The 19,143-nt window shown below is 67.7% G+C and carries 17 protein-coding genes; 6 read left to right on the top strand and 11 right to left on the bottom strand.

The features are described from left to right. The coding region (locus GOPIP_RS13895) for a glycosyltransferase family 2 protein (protein WP_138944118.1) at nt 1-226 on the bottom strand (226 nt) is incomplete at its 3' end. A gap of 118 nt (nt 227-344) precedes the next feature. On the opposite strand from GOPIP_RS13895, the gene GOPIP_RS13890 reads away from it, so the two are divergent. The 3 genes from GOPIP_RS13890 (at nt 345) to GOPIP_RS13880 (ending at nt 4,234) form a co-directional block, all read left to right on the top strand. Then, complete coding sequence (locus GOPIP_RS13890) at nt 345-1,133, top strand: SDR family oxidoreductase (RefSeq protein WP_006370326.1); 789 nt, start codon at nt 345-347, stop codon at nt 1,131-1,133. Between the two features lie 49 nt (nt 1,134-1,182). Then, the gene (locus tag GOPIP_RS13885) at nt 1,183-2,334 is read left to right on the top strand and encodes a lycopene cyclase family protein (RefSeq protein WP_006370325.1); all 1,152 of its coding nucleotides are present in this window, start codon (nt 1,183-1,185) and stop codon (nt 2,332-2,334) included. 151 nt (nt 2,335-2,485) lie between these two features. Further along, nucleotides 2,486-4,234 (top strand): flavin-containing monooxygenase, encoded by a 1,749-nt coding sequence (locus GOPIP_RS13880; protein ID WP_006370324.1) that lies wholly within the window; start codon nt 2,486-2,488, stop codon nt 4,232-4,234. A 28-nt stretch (nt 4,235-4,262) separates the two neighbouring features. On the opposite strand, the gene GOPIP_RS13875 is transcribed toward GOPIP_RS13880, so the two are convergent. From GOPIP_RS13875 to GOPIP_RS13830, 10 genes are all read right to left on the bottom strand, one after another. After that, on the bottom strand, nt 4,263-6,836 hold the full coding sequence (locus GOPIP_RS13875; RefSeq protein ID WP_006370323.1) for a polynucleotide kinase-phosphatase: 2,574 nt from the start codon (nt 6,834-6,836) through the stop codon (nt 4,263-4,265). Next, nucleotides 6,833-8,197, bottom strand: coding sequence for a 3' terminal RNA ribose 2'-O-methyltransferase Hen1 (locus GOPIP_RS13870; protein WP_006370322.1), 1,365 nt, complete (start codon nt 8,195-8,197; stop codon nt 6,833-6,835). Before GOPIP_RS13870 ends, GOPIP_RS13875 begins: the two co-directional genes overlap by 4 nt. A gap of 40 nt (nt 8,198-8,237) precedes the next feature. After that, entirely contained in the window at nt 8,238-8,705 is a 468-nt protein-coding gene (locus tag GOPIP_RS13865) for a DnaJ family domain-containing protein (protein ID WP_006370321.1), read from the bottom strand. Between the two features lie 6 nt (nt 8,706-8,711). Then, nucleotides 8,712-9,101, bottom strand: coding sequence for a metal-sulfur cluster assembly factor (locus GOPIP_RS13860; protein WP_006370320.1), 390 nt, complete (start codon nt 9,099-9,101; stop codon nt 8,712-8,714). After that, a complete protein-coding gene (gene sufU, locus GOPIP_RS13855) occupies nt 9,098-9,580 on the bottom strand; it encodes a Fe-S cluster assembly sulfur transfer protein SufU (protein WP_006370319.1) in 483 nt (160 codons plus the stop codon). Before sufU ends, GOPIP_RS13860 begins: the two co-directional genes overlap by 4 nt. Beyond that, on the bottom strand, nt 9,580-10,887 hold the full coding sequence (locus tag GOPIP_RS13850) for a cysteine desulfurase (RefSeq protein ID WP_006370318.1): 1,308 nt from the start codon (nt 10,885-10,887) through the stop codon (nt 9,580-9,582). Before GOPIP_RS13850 ends, sufU begins: the two co-directional genes overlap by 1 nt. Nucleotides 10,888-10,924: 37 nt before the next feature. Then, entirely contained in the window at nt 10,925-11,698 is a 774-nt protein-coding gene (gene sufC / locus GOPIP_RS13845; RefSeq protein WP_006370317.1) for a Fe-S cluster assembly ATPase SufC, read from the bottom strand. 72 nt (nt 11,699-11,770) lie between these two features. Next, the gene (gene sufD / locus GOPIP_RS13840; RefSeq protein WP_006370316.1) at nt 11,771-12,943 is read right to left on the bottom strand and encodes a Fe-S cluster assembly protein SufD; all 1,173 of its coding nucleotides are present in this window, start codon (nt 12,941-12,943) and stop codon (nt 11,771-11,773) included. Beyond that, nucleotides 12,943-14,415, bottom strand: a complete 1,473-nt coding sequence (gene sufB, locus GOPIP_RS13835; protein ID WP_006370315.1) for a Fe-S cluster assembly protein SufB — start codon at nt 14,413-14,415, stop codon at nt 12,943-12,945. Before sufB ends, sufD begins: the two co-directional genes overlap by 1 nt. Then, nucleotides 14,412-15,245 carry a helix-turn-helix transcriptional regulator gene (locus tag GOPIP_RS13830; protein WP_244421150.1) on the bottom strand — a complete coding sequence of 278 codons (834 nt, stop codon included), beginning with the start codon at nt 15,243-15,245 and terminating at the stop codon, nt 14,412-14,414. Before GOPIP_RS13830 ends, sufB begins: the two co-directional genes overlap by 4 nt. Before the next feature lie 158 nt (nt 15,246-15,403). Here GOPIP_RS13830 and mptB point away from each other — a divergent pair, with 158 nt between their 5' ends. The 3 genes from mptB (at nt 15,404) to GOPIP_RS13815 (ending at nt 19,126) form a co-directional block, all read left to right on the top strand. Continuing rightward, nucleotides 15,404-17,218, top strand: coding sequence for a polyprenol phosphomannose-dependent alpha 1,6 mannosyltransferase MptB (mptB, locus tag GOPIP_RS13825; RefSeq protein ID WP_006370313.1), 1,815 nt, complete (start codon nt 15,404-15,406; stop codon nt 17,216-17,218). A 118-nt stretch (nt 17,219-17,336) separates the two neighbouring features. Then, the gene (locus GOPIP_RS13820) at nt 17,337-18,311 is read left to right on the top strand and encodes an ABC transporter ATP-binding protein (RefSeq protein WP_006370312.1); all 975 of its coding nucleotides are present in this window, start codon (nt 17,337-17,339) and stop codon (nt 18,309-18,311) included. Next, nucleotides 18,308-19,126 (top strand): ABC transporter permease, encoded by an 819-nt coding sequence (locus GOPIP_RS13815; RefSeq protein WP_006370311.1) that lies wholly within the window; start codon nt 18,308-18,310, stop codon nt 19,124-19,126. The genes GOPIP_RS13820 and GOPIP_RS13815 overlap by 4 nt, the downstream gene beginning before the upstream one ends. The last annotated feature ends 17 nt before the right edge of the window (nt 19,127-19,143 follow it).

The raw sequence follows: 19,143 nt of genomic DNA, 5'->3' as shown, positions 1-19,143 counted from the left end.
GCGCCCGTCCCAGACCGCCGTTGCGGGGTTGGCGGATGAGCGTATGCGGGCGCCCGTGCTCGGCCAGCACCCGCTGGGCCAGCGGAACCGATTCGTCGCCCCCACGGTCATCGACGAGCACGATCTCGTCGACGGGAAAGGTCTGCGCCAGAACCGATTCGAGGCAGCCTCGAACATAGGGCGCGCACCGGTACACGGGGATCACGACGCCGACGGTCGGCCTCACCCTCACCGCACCTCGCTTCCCAGTTCCATACGCTTCGTGATGAGGATAGCCTAAGCAAATTCGCAGGTGTCGACGGTGCCGCACGGATGACGGACGAGAAGTCGATAAGGTGACACCTGTGACCGACACCACTTCATTTCCCGTACCCGACCTCACCGGTCGTTCCGCTCTCGTCACCGGCTCCAGCCGGGGTATCGGATTGGGCATCGCCACCGAACTCGCCCGTCGCGGAGCCGCCGTCGTCATCACCGGCCGCAAGCCCGATGCACTCGAGGCCGCCGCTGCGCAGATTCGCACCGTGGTCCCCGACGCGCGGGTCACCGCGGCGCCCGGCAACACCGGGGACGCCGCACACCGGGCGGAGGCCGTGGCCGCGGCGGTGTCGAACGGCGGGATCCACATCCTGGTCAACAACACCGGCATCGCGCCGACCGCGGGGCCGCTGATGGACGCCGATCTCGACGCCGTCCGAAAGACGTTCGACACCAACGTGGTTGCGGCGCTGGGCTTCGTCCAGGAGGCATACCGAGCGGGTATGGCCGAGCACGGAGGCGCGGTGATCAACGTGGCGTCGGTGGCCGGGCTGCGGTCGACCGGCGTGATCGCCGCCTACGGCGCGTCCAAGGCAGCGCTGATCAGGCTGACCGAAGAACTCGCCTGGGAACTCGGACCCGCGGGCATCCGGGTCAACGCCATCGCACCCGCCATCGTCCGGACCAAGTTCGCCGACGTGCTCATCAGCGGCGACAACGAGGCCAAGGCGGTCGCGCGGTACCCACTCGGACGTCTCGGCGAAACCGAGGACATCGCCGCCGCGGCAGCATTCCTGGCCGGCGACGGCTCGTCGTGGATCACCGGCGAGACACTGCGGATCGACGGAGGCCTCATGGCCACCGGCACCGTGTGAGTGACGTCGCGCGGGCCGGGTGTGAGGGTGCTGGGGTAAGGGTGCTGGGGTGAGGGGCCCGGCCGCGATCGTGATCGGTGCCGGACCTTCCGGCCGGGCACTGGCCCATCGGCTCGCCCATCACGGCGTGCCGGTGACGCTCATCGATTCGCGCGTCGAACGACGATGGACCGCAACGTATGCGGCGTGGACCGACGAGCTACCGGCATGGCTCGACGACTCGGTGATCGCCGCACGGACGGCGTCGGTGGCCGCCCATGCGGTCCACCGGCGTCACATCCCACGCGGTTACAGCGTCTTCGACACGGTCGGGCTGCAACGACGCCTGCACCTCGACGGCGTCGACGTCGTCGAGGCCCGGGCGCGGCACGTCGCCCCCGACCGGGTCATCACCGACGGCGGCACCGTCCATCGCGCCGGGACGGTGTTCGATTGTCGGGGTGCGGCGGCCGACGGCCCGTCGGCCCGGGCGGCCCCGCGCCAGACGGCATTCGGCATCGTGGTCGGACGCGACGAGGCGGCGCCGGTCCTCGACGGCGCCGAGGCGGTCCTCATGGACTGGCGAGCGCCGCGACACGGTCCGCCGTGGAGCCCCCGCGGCGCGGCACCGTCGTTCCTCTACGCCGTACCCGTCGGCGACGACGCGATCCTCCTCGAGGAGACCTGCCTGATCGGCCGCCCGGCCCTGCCGGTCGCCGAACTCGCCAACCGCCTCACCGTCCGCCTGGCCGGCCACGGCATTTCCGGCGACGGCGCACGGCACCGTGAGCGGGTGTCGTTCCCGGTGCTCGTCGCCTCGCCCACCCCGTGGCGTCTCAAGCCGCTGCGATTCGGCGCCGCAGGCGGATTCGTGAATCCGACCACCGGATACGGCGTGGCGTCCGCGCTGCGGTGGGCCGACACCGCAGCACGGGCGGTCGCCGACGACGAGGACGCCTCGGAGGTGTTGTGGCCGTGGCGTGCACGGCAGGTGTGGCGTCTGCGCCTGCGCGGGGCCGCGGTCCTGCTGGGTCTCGACCCCGTGCAAACCGTTCGGTTCTTCGACGCCTTTCTCGCGTTGCCGCTCGAGTCACAGCGCAGCTACCTGAGCGAACGCGCAGATCTCACGGGCACCCTTGCCGCGATGCGCCGGGTGTTCGCGGCTCTCGATCAGCCCACCCGTACCACCCTCGTACGACGAACGATGCGCGGCCGCACCTGATCGGCGTGACCATCATGGTTCTCGCGGGACCTTGGTCCCCGGTTCGTCGCGCGGTTTGAGGGCGCCCTGCAACTAATGTTAGCCTCGCCTAACACCAATCCGGTGCCGGGTGTCGGCGGCAGGGCCCCGACTCGCATCTCGAAGGACATCCATGAAGGTCTGCGTGGTCGGCGCCGGTCCGTGCGGTCTCACGACCATCAAACAACTCCTCGACGAAGGCCACGAGGTGGTCTGTTTCGAGAAGAATCCGGATGTCGGCGGGATCTGGCTGCGCGATGCCGACGGCGCGGACGCCGCGCAGATGAAGGCCTACGACACCCTGATGCTGACCATCTCGATGAAGCTGATGGCCTACTCCGATCATCCCCACGTCAGCGACGGCAGTCGGGGTGAGCGCGAGTTCTATTCGCGGGCACAATATTTCGACTACCTGAAGGGATACGCCGAACGTTTCGGTCTGCTCGAGCACATCCGAGCCGGTCATGAGGTCGTCGATGTCACCCGTGACGGCACGACGTGGCGGGTCGATGTACGCGACGCCGGAGGCGCCGCCGGAGCCGTCCGTGCCGAAAGGTTCGACGCGGTCGCGGTGTGCTCGGGGCCGTTCGCCACGCCGAATCGCGACATCGCCGAGCTCGAGGGATTCACCGGGGAGATCGTGCACTCCAGCGAGTACCGCAACAACGAACGTTTTCGTGGAAAACGCGTCCTGATCGTCGGGCTCGCCGAGTCCGGTGCCGACATCGTGCGCGAGGTGGGTGACGTCGCCGCCGCGGCGACGCTGTCGATCCGCTCCTACAACTACCTGCTGCCCCGGATCATGAACGGCGACCGCACCACCGACCACGGGACCGTCCGGTCGCACCACCACGAGATGCTGCGCCGCTCGAGCGACGAGCCGTTCGTCCTCGACACGTTCTGGGGAACGAGCACGATCGCCAAGGCCGTGTTCCTCGCGGTCTCGGTCGTCCTCGGGGTGGTGACGACCGCGCTCGGCGCGGTCCGGGTGGCAACCGAACGACTCGTTCCCGCCCGCCGCCGACCGAAGTCCGCACTGAATCCGATGGGCGAGCCGATGTTCCCGCCCAAACTCGACGTGGGCACCGTGCACGACGACGCGAACTTCGAACTGATCCGGACCTGGAATCGACGGTCGCATCCCGACGGCAGCTGGGCACAACGCACCATCTTCTGCAAGAACGTCAGTTTCATCCCGCACCTGGTGAGCGGGCGGGTGACACTCAACGACCGCGGGCTCACGCACTCGCAGGGCACCGCGATCACCTTCGGCGACGGCACCTCCGCCGAGTTCGACACGGTGGTGCTGTGTACCGGTTTCACCAAGGAGTCGTTGTCGATCGGCGACCTACAGGTCAAGGACGGCAACGTGCGCAACCTGTACAAGCACTTCCTGCATCCGGAACACCAGGGCACGGTGGCCTTCATCGGCTTCGTGCGTCCGTTCTCCGGCGGAATCCCGGTGTGCGCGGAGATGCAGGCGCGGTACTTCGCCCGGGTACTCAGCGGCACACTCACCCCGCCCGCCGACATCGACGAACGCATCGGGCGTGAGAAGGAGTGGGAGGAGTACTGGACGGCATTGAGCCCTCGGCACACCGAAGCGATCCCGTCCCAGGTGCTCTACCTCGACGCGCTCGCGCGTGAGATCGGGTGTCTGATCCCGATGCGGATGATGCTCACCAACCCGAAGCTGTTCATCCAGCTGTGGTTCGGCAGCTTCAACCCTTCCTGTTATCGCGTGGTGGGGCCGCACAATCTCGGCGACGCCGCCCTCACCGACCTGTATTCCGAACTCGTCGACAACCGCCGCGAGATGGCCTTCCGGATGTCGATGCTGCAGCTGATGCCCACCCACATCCATCCCGAACACATGATGTGAGTGTTCACGGGGCACATGATGTGAGTGCTCACAGGCGGGTGTCGACGGGCTCGGATTCCAACGCCAGCACCCCGAAGACGCACTCGTGCACCTGCCAGAGCGGGGCTCCCGCCGCGTGGCGGGCCAGGGCCTCACGGCCCAGCCGATACTCACGCCCTGCCATCGACCGCTTGTGCCGCAGATCGCGAGATCGCAAGCGCGCCAGGTCATCGAGGTACGATGGCCCGTAGACGATGCGCAGATACTCACGCCCACGGACCTTGACCCCGGCCGGCGGCAAACGTCCGGCAGCGTCGCGCACCGCATTGGCGAACGGTTTGACGACCATCCCCTCGCCACCCGTCGATGTCAGATCGGCCCACCACTGCTCCGCAGCCGCACACGAGCGCCGATCATCGACGTCGACCACGCGGTGGCGGGTTCGGGTGAACACTCCGTCGTCGGCATCGGCGAGGGTCGCGGCGGCGTCCAGATGCCATGCGGGCGAGCGTGACTCGAGGGTTATCTCCCCTGCCGAGCCACCCCCGCAGGCCAGCACCTCGAATGGCGCGATGCGAACGTCGTCGATTCCGGCGCCCGGGTGCACATGGCCCGCGTAGGCGTCGGTGAACGCGCCGAGGTCGGCTCGACGACGCACGAGGGCGTCGAGGTCGGCGTCCAGCGCCAGGCCGCGGGCCTGTGCATGGGCCAGTTCGCTCTGCAGCACCTCGCTTTCGGCCCGGCCGGCCGCGGAGACCTCGGCGAACTCGTCACGAACCAGGCTCTCGCCCTTGATGTTCCACGGCAGCAGCTCGGCGTCGAGGATCAGCCACGTCGCGTCCAGCCGGTCGAACAACCCAGTGGCCGCGGTGCGCGCCCGCGCGAGGAGCGCGTGCTCGTCGGAGCCGTCGAAGAAGGGCCGACCGGTACGCGTGTACAGAGCGCCACTGCCACCGCGCACCCCGAAACAGCGCAACGCGGTGTCCTTGTCGGCGGTGAGCACCATGATCGCGCGCGACCCCATGTGCTTCTCCTCGCACATCACTCTCGAGATGCCCTGCTCGCGGAAGAACGTGAATGCGGCGCCGGGACTCTCCAGGAGATCGTCGCGATCGGAGCCGATCGGACTCATCGTCGGCGGCAGGTAACGCAACCATCGTGGGTCGACGGAGTATCGCGACATCACCTCGAGTGCTGCCGCCGCATTCTCGGCGCGAATCGACACCGGTGGCCCGTATCCGGTTCGGATGGAGCGCTTTCCGACGACGTCGGCAAGGCGCAGCCGTGCACGCACGCGGTCGTCGGCAGCGCTGTGCCCGTAACCGAGCGGGCGTCCGGCATCGAAGTACGTCGTCCGTGCCGGCACCGACACGACCTCCCGCTCCGGGTAACGCACCGCCGTCAACGCGCCACCGAACACGCATCCGGTATCGATGCAGATCGTGTTGTTGACCCACGCCGCCTGCGGTACCGGAGTGTGTCCGTACACGACCTGCGCCTGCCCGCGATAGTTCCGGGCCCAGTCGATCCGCACCGGGAATCCCCAGCGGTCGGTCTCACCGGTGGTCTCACCGTAGAGCGCCGCGCTGCGGACCCGCCCCGATGTGCGTCCGTGGTAGCGCTCGGCGAGCCCCGCGTGCGCGACGACGAGTCGTCCGTCGTCGAGCACGAGCTGGGTGATCAGACCGTCGAGGAACTCCGTTGCCTCGGTGCGGAACTCGTCGGTCGTCTGTGCGAGCTGCGCCAACGTCAGGTCGGCACCGTGTCGCGCGCGGATCTCGGCACCACCTGACCCGCGCCCATTGCCCGGTCCGGCGCGGAGCAACCGCACCAGCTTCTCCTCGTGGTTGCCGCGCACGCAGAGTGCGCGGCCGGCATCGACCATCGCCCGCACCACCGCGATGACCTGCGGGCTGTCCGGACCACGGTCGACGAGATCGCCGACGAAGACCGCCGTGCGGCCCTGCGGGTGTTCGGGGACGCCGCGGACCCGGCCATCGTCACCCACCTCGACCACCCAGTCGAGGGCGCGCAGCAGGTCGACGAGTTCGGTGGCACATCCGTGGACGTCGCCGATGATGTCGAACGGCCCGCGCAGATCGCGCTTGTCGTGGTACAGGCGTGTTCGGACGACCTGGGCGGCGTCGATCTCGGCGACTCCGTCGAGATGATGGACGTACCGGAACCCTTCCTTGCGCAGCACTTTTCGACTGTTGCGCAGCAGGTTGTACTGCCGTGCGAGGACCCCCTCGTCGGTGCCGGTGACCGATGCTCTCCTGGTGAGCTCGCCGCGCGGGACGTCGAGGATGATGGCGACCGCGAAGACGTCTGCCTCGCGTGCGAGGTCGAGCAGCACCCGACGGTCCTCCGGACGCAGCGAGGTCGCGTCGACCACGGTCAACAGTCCGCGACGCAGACGCCGTCCGGCGACGTCGGAGAGCACCGCGAAGGCATCGGCGGTGGCCGACTGATCGGTGGGGTCGTCGGCGACCATGGCGCGCAAGGCATCCGACGACAGCACCTCGGTGGTGTCGAAGTGACGGCGAACGAAGGTGGACTTGCCGGAGCCGGACACTCCCACCATGACCACCAGGCACAGGTCGGGGATCTCGAGGACGGTCATGGTGTCACTCCCTCCGCAGATCGCTCGGGATCGGTGCGGGTGAACACGGCGTACTGGGTCGGCGACCCCGCCTCGGCGTCCCGGTCACCGATTCCGCCACGGACATGGGTGTAGTCGAACTCCGCCGAGACCTCCGCGCACCAGTCGGCGAACTCCGTACGGTCGAACTCGAAACGGTGATCGGGGTGACGCAGTTCGCCGGCGGCCAACCCGTAACGGGCATTGAACTCGCGGTTGGGCGTGGTCACGACGACGGTGGCCGGGGCCATGTCGTCGAACACCGAGGCCATCGCCACCGGCAGCCGCCCTCGGTCAATGTGCTCGATGACCTCCATCAGCACCACCGCGTCATATCCGGAGCAGCGCGGATCGGCGTACATCAGCGACGACTGCCAGAGCTCGACCTGCCGCACGAGTTCCAACCGTCGCGCCGCACGGTGCAGTGCGTCGGACGAGACGTCGACACCGGCGAGCCTCGGAATCGGGGTCTGCGCCGCCAGTTCGGCCAACAGTCGCCCCTCACCGCACCCGACATCGAGGACAGACCGCGCACCGGAGGCCGACAGCAGTCCGATGACCTCCTGGGCCCTTGTGTGCGACAACCGGTTCCGCGGCTCGCTGACGTCGGGGGTCGGCTCACCCGATCCGGACACCATGGTGATCGCCTGGTCGGCCAAACCTGGCAGATCCTTCAGATAGGCGCGGGTGATGGCCGCGGCGTGCGGGTGAGCGGGCAGCCACATGTCACCGAGCCGCACCAACTTCTCTATCTCGGCGTCGTCGACGAAGTAGTGCTTGTCGCGGGCGAGAACCGGCAGGAGCACGGCGAGATGCCGCAGGGCGTCGACGACGCGAAACGATCCGCGCACGGTGAGCACCCCGTGGTCGGAATTCCCCCATTCCACCGGCACCAGCGCCTCGCGTGTCATCTCGACGGTCCAACCGAGCGGCTCGAAGAGATCCTCGGCACTCACGTTGTCGGGGCCACCGGGGCACGGAACCGCAGCGGCGCGCACGGTGAGGTCCCACGTTCGGTCGACCAGCTCGGGCCGCTGGTGGCAGCGTCCGGCCAGTGCGTCACCGAACACCTTGCCCAGAGCGACCACCATGCGGGTGGACGCTTCGTACGGGACGGCGGTGACGTATCGCGATGTCCCGGAATCGCGCGTCGGACGGATGCCGATGCCGTCGACATGCATCGCGACCCGGCACCGGTCGTCGTCGGCGATCGGGTAGAAGACGGTGGCCACGCCCTGGCTGGTCGGGAACCGCTGTACCCGATCGGGATGCTTGTGCAGCAGGTACCCGACGTCGGTCGCCGGGCCGTCCGGTCCGCCACGTACTTCCAGGGTCATCAACACGCCGACCACACTATCGGTGGGGGCAAACGGTTTTGGCCGGTCAACTGTGTCGCAACAACCGCCAGCGGTCAATCATCTCCTCGACGTCGACGGTGCGGCACACCAGATGTGAGGCCGGGCCCACGCTCGGACGCAACCGGTCCTGCTTCACCCGGGTGTTGAAGTCTGTCAGGATCGTCCGGACCACGCCTTCGTCGGCGATGCCGCGCAACGACTCCGGGAAGGTGTCGCGCTCCTTGCGCAGCTGCAGGGTGGGTGGCAACAGTGCGGTCGAGTCGAGGTCTTCGTCGCGGATCTTCTGCTTGGCCCACCAATCGGGGTCATCGAGTCCGGACAGGTTGAGCGGCTTACCCATTCCGGGCAGATTGTCGAACTCGCCGCGCTCGGTCGCCTCGCGGATCATCTTCTCGACCCGTGACTCGTGACGTTGCGGACGCCACCGCCGTACCCGTCGGAAGTGTCCCTCGGGTCCGGTGGATGCGGGCTCACCGCCGTCCGGTCCGGTCACCGGCCGCTAGACGGTGAACCCGAGGGCGCGCAGTTGCTCGCGGCCGTCGTCGGTGATCTTGTCCGGGCCCCACGGCGGCAGCCAGACCCAGTTGATCTCGACCTCGGTGCACAGTCCGCTGTTGACCAGCGCCCCGCGGGTCTGATCCTCGATCACATCGGTGAGCGGGCACGCCGCCGACGTCAGCGTCATGTCGAGTTTCGCGACGGCGTCGTCGGTGATCTCGATGCCGTAGACGAGTCCGAGATCGACGACGTTGATGCCCAGTTCGGGGTCGACGACATCGCGCATGGCCTCTTCGACGTCGTCGAATTGCGGCAGCGACGTACTCGGGCCGGTCGGCGCCGGGTCACCGGCTGTGGTGTCGACGTCGCCCGCGTCGGGATTGATGCTCATGCTGTCTCCGCTCCTTGCGATGCTGGTTGCGATTCGAGTGCCTCGACCGATCGTGCCAACGCGTCCTTGAACGCCAGCCATCCCAGGAGGGCGCACTTGACCCGGGCCGGATACTTGCTCACGCCGGCGAAGGCGATGCCGTCGCCGATGACGTCTTCGTCGCCGTCATCCTTGCCGCGCGAGGTCATCATCGTGTTGAACGAGTCGACGGTCGCCAGCGCCTGTTCGACCGGCAACCCGACGATCTGGTCGTAGAGCACCGACGTCGAGGCCTGGGAGATCGAACAGCCCTGTCCGTCGTAGGAGACGTCGGCGACGGTGGTGCCGTCGTCGCTCAGGGCGACCCGCAGGGTCACCTCGTCCCCGCAGGTCGGATTGACGTGGGCGACCTCGGCGCCGAACGGCTCGCGCAGACCACGGCCGTGCGGATGTTTGTAGTGATCGAGGATCACGTCCTGATACATCTGCTCCATCCGCATCAGGCATTCACCCCGAAGAAGTTCTGCGCCTTGCGGATCGCTGCGGCGAGCGCATCGACCTCGTCGAGGGTGTTGTATGCGGCGAACGACGCACGCGCGGTTGCGGCGACACCGAACCGCTTGTGCAGCGGCCACGCGCAGTGGTGGCCGACCCGGATCGCGACTCCCTCGTCGTCGAGGATCTGGCCGAGATCGTGGGCGTGGATTCCGTCGACGACGAACGACACCGCTCCCCCGCGGTCGGTGGTGGTGGTCGGGCCGATGATGCGCAGGCCACCGATCTCGCCGAGTTGCGACAGCGCCCGCTCGACCAGTGAGTGCTCGTGTGCGGCAACGGCGTTCATGCCCAGCAACCGCAGGTAGTCGACCGCCGCGCCGAGGCCGACGACCTGTGAGGTCATCGGTACACCGGCCTCGAACCGTTGCGGTGCGGGCGCGTACGTCGACATCTCCATCGACACGGTCTCGATCATCGATCCACCGGTGAGGAAGGGCGGCAGCGCATTCAGCAACGCCTGCTTGCCGTAGAGCACGCCGACACCGGACGGTCCGAACATCTTGTGTCCGGAGAAGGCCGCGAAATCGACGTCGAGTGCGGCGAAGTCGACCGGCATGTGCGGCACCGACTGGCAGGCGTCGAGGACCACCAGCGCACCCACCGCACGCGCACGGCGTGCGAGTTCGGCGACGTCGGCGACCGCACCGGTCACGTTGGACTGATGGGTGAACGCCACCACCTTGACGGTCTCGTCGAGGTCCAGTGAGTCCAGATCGATCCGTCCCGCGTCGGCCGAATCCCCTCCGGTGACCCCGTACCACTTCAAGGTGGCACCGGTGCGGCGGCAGAGTTCTTGCCAGGGAACGAGATTCGCGTGGTGTTCGAGTTCGGTGACGACGACGGTGTCACCCTCACCGAGTGCGCGGCCACCCAGGACATCGGCGCTGCGGTCATCGCCGAGGGTGTAGGTCACCAGATTCAGTGCCTCGGTGGCGTTCTTGGTGAACACGATCTCGTCGGGGGCGGCACCGACGAAACCGGCAATGCTCTCCCGGGCGGCCTCGTAGGCGTCGGTCGCCTCCTCGGCGAGCTGGTGCGCACCGCGGTGGACCGCGGCGTTGCGGGTCGTCAGGAACTCACGCTCGGCGTCGAGAACCTGCAGAGGCCGTTGCGAGGTCGCCCCGGAGTCGAGGTACACCAGCGGTTTGTCGTCCCGGACGGTGCGCGCCAGGATCGGGAAATCCGCACGCACTGCGGCGATGTCGAGGCCGGTGGTCCCGGACCCGACGGCGTCTGCGGAGAGAGTCACGAGTGCTCCTTTCACAGACCCGGCGTCGTGCACCGGGTCAGCGGCTCGCGGCCGCCGAGGTGAAACGTACGTAGCCGTTGTCCTCGAGTTCGTCGGCGAGCTCCGGGCCCGCGGATTCGACGATGCGTCCCCCGACGAACACGTGGACGTGATCGGGCTTGATGTAGCGCAGGATTCGGGTGTAGTGCGTGATCAGCAGGATGCCGCCGTTCTCGGACTCCTTGTAACGGTTCACGCCTTCGCTGACCACGCGCAACGCGTCGACGTCGAGGCCGGAGTCGGTCTCGTCGAGGATCGCGATCTTCGGCTTGAGCAGGTCGAGCTGCAGGATCTCGTGGCGCTTCTTCTCGCCACCGGAGAAGCCCTCGTTGACACTGCGTTCGGCGAAGGACGGGTCGATCTCCAGGGCGGTCATCGCCTCCTTGGTCTCCTTGACCCAGTGGCGCAGCTTGGGGGCCTCACCGCGCACCGCGGTCGCCGCGGTCCGCAGGAAGTTCGACATCGACACGCCGGGCACCTCGACGGGGTATTGCATCGCCAGGAACAGTCCGGCACGCGCGCGTTCGTCGACACTCATCTCCAGGACGTCCTCGCCATCGAGGGTGATCGAGCCCTGGGTCACCTGGTACTTCGGGTGCCCGGCGATGGCATAGGACAGCGTCGACTTGCCGGATCCGTTGGGCCCCATGATCGCGTGCGTCTCGCCGGAGCTCACGGTCAGATCGACACCCTTGAGGATGTGGATGGGTTCGGCGTCGGCGTCGCTCTGCGCGACGTCGACGTGCAGGTCACGGATTTCCAGTGTGCTCACGATTGATTCCTTGATGGGTGTCTGTGGGTGCGTGTGGGCTGATGTCCGGTGCGAGGTTTTTACGTCGGCGGGTCAGGCGCCGGCGATCTCGAGTTCGGCCTCGACCGCCGCCTCGAGTCGTTCGCGGAGCTCGGGAACCGCGATCTTGGCGATGATCTCGCCGAAGAATCCGCGGATGACCAGCCGTCGGGCCTGATCCTCGGGGATACCTCTGGCCTGCAGATAGAACAGTTGCTCGTCGTCGAATCGACCGGTGGCACTGGCGTGTCCGGCGCCGACGATCTCGCCGGTCTCGATCTCCAGGTTCGGTACCGAGTCGGCGCGTGCGCCGTCGGTGAGCACCAGGTTGCGGTTGAGCTCGAAGGTGTCGGTGCCCTCGGCCTCGGGGCGAATCAGCACGTCGCCGATCCACACGGTGTGCGCCTCGCGCGCACGATCGGTCGCATCGCCTTGCAGCGCACCCTTGTACACGACATTGGAGCGGCAATTGGGCTGGCTGTGATCGACGAGCAGGCGCTGTTCGAGGTGCTGGCCGGCGTCGGCGAAGTACAGACCCCACAATTCGACGTCACCGCCGGGTGCGTCGTAGTGCACCACCGGGGACAGACGAACGAGGTTGCCGCCCAGGCTGATCGCGAAATGACGAACCGTGGCGTCCCGTCCCACCCGCAGGTGGTGGGCGGCCACGTGCACGGCGTCGTCGGCCCAGTCGTGGACGTTGACGACGGTCAGTGCGGCGGAGTCGCCGACGACGAACTCGACGTTCTCCGCATACGTTCCGCCACCCTTCTGATCGAGGACGACGACGGCACGCGCGAACGGTTCGAGCCGAATCTGCAGGTGCCCGAACGCCGTCTGGCCCTCGCCGGGTCCGGTGACCTCGATGGTGACCGGCTCGCCGAGCTCGACCTCTCGCCCGACCGTCACCACGGTCGCCTGGGTGAATGACGAATACGCTTGCGCGGCAATGCGATCGAACGGTACGCCGCCCTGGCCGAGACGTTCGTCGTCGCGCCCGACGGTGTCGACGGTGACCCCGTCGCCCGCGCCGCCGACCGTCACGGTCGCCTCCGCGGTGCGCTCGGCGGTGCCGTCATGCAGACCGCGGAGGCGACGGAACGGGGTGAACCGCCACGCCTCCTCGCGCGGGCTGGGTACCTCGAAGGCGTTGACGTCGAACGACGTGAACTGCTCGCCTTTGTTGACCGGTCCGGCGGAAACCACCGGCAATGTCGGATCGGCCATCAGCCGACGGCTCCTTCCATCTGGAGTTCGATGAGACGGTTCAGTTCGAGCGCGTACTCCATCGGGAGTTCCTTGGCGATCGGCTCGACAAAGCCCCGGACCACCATCGCCATCGCCTCGTCCTCGGTCAGTCCGCGACTCATCAGGTAGAACAGCTGATCGTCGCTGACCTTCGACACGGTGGCCTCGTGGCCCATGGTGACGTCGTCCTCGCGGATGTCGACATACGGATAGGTGTCGCTGCGCGAAATGGTATCGACAAGCAACGCATCGCATTTCACCGTCGACCGGCTGCCGTGCGCGCCGTTGTTGATCTTGATCAGACCACGGTAGGAGGCGCGGCCACCGCCCCGCGCGACCGACTTGGAGACGATGTTGCTCGAGGTGTTGGGCGCAAGATGCACCATCTTGGAGCCGGTGTCCTGATGCTGTCCCTCGCCGGCGAACGCGACCGAGAGCACCTCACCCTTGGCGTGCTCACCGGTGAGCCACACGGCCGGGTACTTCATCGTCACCTTGGACCCGATGTTGCCGTCGATCCACTCCATGGTGGCGCCGGCCTCGGCCTTGGCGCGCTTGGTGACCAGGTTGTAGACGTTGTTCGACCAGTTCTGGATGGTCGTGTAGCGGCAGCGACCACCCTTCTTGACGATGATCTCGACGACCGCGGAGTGCAGCGAGTCGGTCTTGTAGATCGGTGCGGTGCACCCCTCGACGTAGTGCACGTACGCACCCTCGTCGACGATGATCAACGTCCGCTCGAACTGGCCCATGTTCTCGGTGTTGATCCGGAAGTAGGCCTGCAGCGGGATGTCGACGTGCACGCCCGGCGGGACATAGATGAACGAGCCGCCCGACCACACCGCGGTGTTCAGCGCAGAGAACTTGTTGTCACCCGCCGGGATGACCGATCCGAAGTACTCCTGGAAGATCTCCGGATGCTCCTTGAGACCGGTGTCGGTGTCGAGGAAGATGACGCCCTGCGCCTCGAGATCCTCGCGGATCTGGTGATAGACCACCTCGGACTCGTACTGCGCGGCCACACCGGCGACGAGCCGCTGCTTCTCCGCCTCGGGGATACCGAGCTTGTCGTAGGTGTTCTTGATGTCCTCGGGCAGTTCCTCCCACGAGGTGGCCTGCTTCTCGGTCGAACGCACGAAGTACTTGATGTTGTCGAAGTCGATGCCGTCGAGTTCGGCACCCCAGTGCGGCATCGGCTTGCGATCGAAGATCTTGAGCGCCTTGAGACGCTGATCGAGCATCCACTGCGGCTCGGACTTCTTGCCCGAGATGTCGGCGACGACCGCCGGGGACAGGCCGCGCTGGGCGCTGGCGCCCGCGACGTCGGAGTCGGCCCAGCCGTAGCCGTACGTGCCCAACGACGCGATGGTCTCTTCCTGCGTGAGCGGCGCCGCCTTGCCGACCGGGGTGGACTCGCCGGCGGTGGTGACCGTGGGATCGGTGACTGTCATCGCGAAGCCTTTCGACTCTGGGGGTGTCGAGCGGATGCGGGCTGTGCATCACTCGTCGGGGTCGTGCTGTGCTGATGTTCTTCGGGATCCGGCTGACGCTCTTCGGGATCCGACCGTGCGGTGGCATCCGGGGGTGGATCGGGATGCGGGAGCGGAACGTGGGTGGTGCACGCGCAGTCACCGTTGGCGATGGTCGCCAGTCGCTGCACGTGCGTGCCGAGCAGCTCAGTGAATACCGCGGTCTCCGCTTCGCACAACTCGGGGAACTCGGTGGCCACATGCGCCACCGGGCAGTGGTGCTGACAGATCTGCATGCCTGCGCCGACCTGCCGGGTGTTCGCCGAGTATCCGGCACTGGTCAGCGCCTCGGCGATCTCGGTGACGGTCCCGGCAACCGTGGACGGATCGGTCGCGGGATCGATGCCCTCGACGATGCGTTCCACCCGTTCGCGGGCGAAGTCCGCGACTGCATCGGAACCGCCGAGGTCACGCAGCTTGCGCATCGCCGCGCCGGCGAGATCGTCGTAGGCGTGGCGGAGCTTGCCCCGGCCGACCGCGGTCAGCTGGAACCACTTCGCCGGACGTCCTCGACCGCCTCGCTGGCCGAACGCCGGGGATGCTTCCTCGACATCGCCCGCCGCGGTGAGCGCGTCGAGATGACGACGGATTCCGGCAGCGCTGATCCCGAGCCGGTCGGCGATCTCCCCTGCCGTCAACGGCCCGTCCTCCACGAGCAGGGAGATGACCGCAGCCCGCGTCTGCCCATCGGCGTGGACACCATGATGGGCGGCGTCGGGCACGGTTTCGCCCCGCACAACATCACCGCGCATGGTTTTCACAACACGAGTGTGACGTAATTGATTCCCTCGTGCCAGCAAGGGTGCCCTTAGCCCTGCCCCCCTGTAGCCCTGCCCCCATCCGCCGTACCCGACGAGATCACGGCCGCCACCTCGTCGGCGGCGGTGCGGTCACCCACTACAGTCGTCGTGTGTCGGAATCACCCGCGTCAGAGGCCTCGGTACTGCGCCGAACCCTGGACTACGTCGGGTTGGGCGCACCTGCGCGGCGGGCCCGGCGCGATCCCGACCGTCGCGGCTACTACGGCGTCACCGTGGCCAAACTGCACGACCCCGAGCACGAGGTCGGTCCCCTCGACGCCGCCGAGAACCGCCGGCTGCTGCGCATCAAATTGTTCGGCGCGACCGGCACCATCCTGATGCTCGTCGGGTCGTTGGGCACCGGGCAGATCCCGGTGCTCCAGAACCCGGTGGCCGGTATGCGTGTGCTGTCGCTGCCGTCGCGGATGTGGAGCACCGCGCTGACGCTGTCGATCGGCGGGACCATCATGCTCGTCGTCGCATGGCTGCTGATCGGGCGGTTCGCGGTCGGACGCTTCAGCGTCGAGGTCCTCCACGGCCGCAGTCCGGCGCGCCGGATGACCCGTCAGCAGGCCGATCGCACCCTTCTGCTGTGGATCGCGCCGATCATCGTCGCGCCGCCCCTGCTCAGCAAGGACATCTACTCCTATCTCGCGCAGTCGGCGATCGCCTATCGCGGAATGGACCCCTACACGGTCAGTCCGCTGCACGGACTCGGTGTGGGCAACGTCCTCACCAGGTCGGTACCCAACCTCTGGCGTGACACGCCTGCGCCGTACGGTCCGTTCTTCATCTGGATCGGCAAGGGCATCACCGCGGTGACCGGCGACAACATCACCGCGGCCATCTTCCTGCACCGCCTGGTGGCGTTGGTCGGGCTGGCGTTGATCGTGTGGGCGCTGCCCCGGCTGGCGCGGCGGTGCGGGGTCTCGCCGGTGGCCGCATTGTGGTTGGGGGCGATGAACCCGCTGGTCATCCTGCATCTGGTGGGTGGCATCCACAACGAGGCACTCATGCTCGGGCTCATGCTGGTCGGCATCGAGTTGTGCTTCCGCGCGATCTACGGTGCGCAGCGGCTCCGCACGCCGGGATCGTGGCGGCCGACCGGTGCCGGGTGGCTGTTGCTCGCCGGAGCCGCAGTGATCGCGACCAGCTCACTGGTGAAGTTCACCTCCGTCCTCGCGCTCGGGTTCGTGGGGATCGCATTGGCCCAACGGTGGGGTGCATGCCTGCCCGCGTTGCGTGGGGCACCGATTCGCCAGTGGTGGGCGAGGTCACGCGCCACGGTGTGGGCGTTGGCCGCCTCCGCGGGCCTGCTCGGTGCCGTGCTCGCGGTCGTGATGGTGGTCATCTGCGTGGGCACCGGCCTCGGCTTCGGCTGGACCTCGACACTGTCGACCGGCGCTGTCGTCCGCTCGTGGATGTCGATGCCGACGTTGCTGTCGGTGTCTGCCGGGCGGGTCGGGGTCTTCCTCGGTCTCGGCGACCAAACCCAGGCGATCCTCGACGTCGTCCGGCCGCTGGGCCAGGTCATCGCCGCGGTCTTCGTGGTCCGCTGGATGCTCGCGACGTTGGCCGGGCGCCTGCACCCGCTGGGAGCGTTGGGTGTGTCGATGGCGACGGTCGTCGTCTTCTTCCCCTTCGTCCAGGCCTGGTATTTGCTCTGGGCGGTCATCCCGCTCGCGGCCTGGGCGACCCGGCCGTGGTTCCGTATCGCGACCATCACCGTCTCGGCCATCATCGCGATCGTCGTCATGCCCACCAGCTCCAACACCAGCGGCGTGGTCCTCGCCCAGGGGCTGCTGGCCGGTGTGATCATGGTCGCGGTGATGACGGCACTGTTCTTCGAGGACTGGCCTCGGTGGCGTCCGCGACGGCGCTGGTCGAAGCGCCCGACCCCCGAACACACCGACACCGCGGCGTGATCGACGGTGTTCACGCGGACGCGAGCGCACGCGGTCGACGGTTTTTTACCTGTGCGCACGAAGGCATAGTCTGACCAGTGTGCGCAGCGCGACCTCCTCGCCGTCGAGCGACGATCCGATGACGGATCGTCACCTCGACGGCCCGTCCCCCGAAGCGCGGACCGTTGTCGGCGTCGACGCCCCCGCCCTTCAGGTGTGCGGACTGGTCAAGCGCTTCGGCGACCGGATCGCCGTCGACGGCCTCGATCTCGAACTCCCCGCAGGGTCGATCCTCGCCCTCCTCGGCCCCAACGGCGCGGGCAAGACCACCACGGTCGAGATCTGTGAGGGCTTCCTGACCCCCGATGCAGGAACGGTCACCGTCCTCGGCCTCGATCCCCGGCACGACAACGACGCGCTACGTCGACGCGTCGGCGTGATGCTGCAGGGCGGCGGCGCCTACCCCGGCGCGCGTGCCGAAGAGATGCTGCGACTGTGCGCGTCGTACTGCGCCGACCCGATTGATCCGGACTGGCTGCTCGACGCTCTGGGTTTGCGTGATGCCGCCCGCACACCGTTTCGCCGTCTGTCCGGTGGCCAGCAGCAGCGCTTGTCGTTGGCGTGCGCCATCGTCGGGCGCCCCGAACTGGTGTTCCTCGACGAGCCCACCGCAGGGCTCGACGCGCACGCCCGACTGGTCGTGTGGGAGATCATCGACCGCCTGCGCGGCGACGGGGTGTCGGTGCTGCTGACCACCCACCTGATGGACGAGGCCGAGCACCTCGCCGATCACGTCGTCATCATCGACAGCGGTCGTGTCGTCGCAGCCGGTACACCCGCCGATCTCACCAGCCGCGGCGCCGAGAACGAGCTGCGGTTCAGCGCTCCGCGCGGACTCGACCTGACGTTGCTGACGCTGGCGTTACCCGAGGGTTACGTGTGTTCGGAGACCGCGCCCGGCAGCTATCTGGTGGTCGGGTCGATGACCCCGCAGGTGTTGGCGACGGTGACCGCGTGGTGCGCGAAGATCAACGTACTGGCGACCGATTTGAGGGTGGAGACACGCAGTCTCGAAGACGTGTTCCTGGATCTGACCGGCAGGGCCCTGCGATGACCGACTCGACAACCGTGGGATCCGCCGCGGGCCCGGTGCGTTTCCCGCCGGGCACCTTCACCCCACGTGGCGGGGCGGCGCCACTCGTGGCGATGCTCGCGGCGCAGACCCGTCTCGAACTGCGGCTGCTGCTGCGCAACGGCGAACAACTCCTGCTCACCATGTTCATCCCGATCACGCTGCTGATCGGATTGTGCCTGCTACCCCTCGACACCGACCTCGGATCGAGTACCGCCGAACGCGCGGCGACCTTCGTCCCGGCGATCATGACCGTCGCAGTGATGTCGACGGCGTTCACCGGGCAGGCCATCGCCGTCGGCTTCGACCGACGCTACGGAGCACTCAAACGCCTTGGGGCAACGCCGATTCCACGGTGGGGCATCATCGTCGGCAAGTCGCTGGCGGTGGTGGCCGTAGTGGTGTTGCAGTCGGTGATCATCGGCGCCATCGGCGCCGGCTTCGGCTGGCGTCCCGGTCTCGGCGGCCTGGCGATCGGTGCACTCGTGATCGCCCTGGGCACCGCCGCCTTCTCGGCGATGGGCCTCCTGCTGGGCGGAACACTGAAGGCCGAGGTCGTGCTCGCTCTCGCAAATCTGCTGTGGTTCGCGATGGTCGGCGTCGGCAGCGTCGTCGTCATGCAGTCACGGATCCCCGACGCCGTGTGGTGGGTGGCCCGATGTGTGCCCTCCGGTGCGCTCACCGAAGCCCTCGAGCAGGCCACGCACGGCAGTGTCGACGTCGTCGGCGTTGTGGTGCTGCTGGCGTGGGCGGCGGTCACCGGCGCCCTCGCGGTCAGGTGGTTCCGATTCGAGTGAGATCGCCCCACCTGCCC

It is taken from the genome of Gordonia polyisoprenivorans NBRC 16320 = JCM 10675, from assembly GCF_000241325.1.
GTDB classification, from domain to species: domain Bacteria; phylum Actinomycetota; class Actinomycetes; order Mycobacteriales; family Mycobacteriaceae; genus Gordonia; species Gordonia polyisoprenivorans.
This window is presented reverse-complemented; position numbering and strand designations above follow the sequence as displayed.

Coding starts and splice junctions, on each gene's coding strand:
- GOPIP_RS13880 (WP_006370324.1), top strand. CDS start 2,486: ATGAAGGTCTGCGTGGTCGGCGCCGGTCCGTGCGGTCTCACGACCATC.
- GOPIP_RS13875 (WP_006370323.1), bottom strand. CDS start 6,836: ATGACCGTCCTCGAGATCCCCGACCTGTGCCTGGTGGTCATGGTGGGA.
- GOPIP_RS13860 (WP_006370320.1), bottom strand. CDS start 9,101: ATGAGCATCAATCCCGACGCGGGCGACGTCGACACCACAGCCGGTGAC.
- sufU (WP_006370319.1), bottom strand. CDS start 9,580: ATGCGGATGGAGCAGATGTATCAGGACGTGATCCTCGATCACTACAAA.
- sufD (WP_006370316.1), bottom strand. CDS start 12,943: ATGGCCGATCCGACATTGCCGGTGGTTTCCGCCGGACCGGTCAACAAA.
- sufB (WP_006370315.1), bottom strand. CDS start 14,415: ATGACAGTCACCGATCCCACGGTCACCACCGCCGGCGAGTCCACCCCG.
- GOPIP_RS13830 (WP_244421150.1), bottom strand. CDS start 15,245: ATGCGCGGTGATGTTGTGCGGGGCGAAACCGTGCCCGACGCCGCCCAT.
- GOPIP_RS13820 (WP_006370312.1), top strand. CDS start 17,337: ATGACGGATCGTCACCTCGACGGCCCGTCCCCCGAAGCGCGGACCGTT.
- GOPIP_RS13815 (WP_006370311.1), top strand. CDS start 18,308: ATGACCGACTCGACAACCGTGGGATCCGCCGCGGGCCCGGTGCGTTTC.